This window comes from Pseudomonas sp. 2822-17, assembly GCF_002742485.1.
In the GTDB taxonomy this organism is placed as follows: domain Bacteria; phylum Pseudomonadota; class Gammaproteobacteria; order Pseudomonadales; family Pseudomonadaceae; genus Aquipseudomonas; species Aquipseudomonas cyclaminis.
On sequence record NZ_LJRZ01000490.1, the window covers coordinates 1 to 297 of the forward strand.

A 297-nucleotide genomic window follows, 5' to 3' on the forward strand; every position below is an offset into this window, starting at 1 on the left:
ATACAGGAAAATGGGCACAGTGTTACACTACTATCGAGCTTTATTCGTAACTTATTGAGAATCATTGATTCATTGCCCACATCTTATTTACTAGGTATCTTAATGATTTTTTTTCATTCAAAGCATAAACGACTAGGAGATGTTGTAGCAGGAACACTTGTAGTACATGAACGTGATAGGAAAAAATCTAAGCAGCAATCTAAATTAGAGCAGGAACTTTCGATTAGAGGAATTTCTAAAGAAATTATAAACGTGGATGAATGGACAATGAAATCACTAGGGTCAAAGGAATGGAAG

Annotated in this window: 1 protein-coding gene; it reads left to right on the top strand. The window is 34.3% G+C overall.

What is annotated here, in order from left to right:
* Positions 1–102: 102 nt before the first annotated feature.
* A partial coding sequence (locus AOA60_RS33370) for an RDD family protein (protein WP_218240704.1) occupies positions 103–297 on the top strand: 195 nt, incomplete at its 3' end.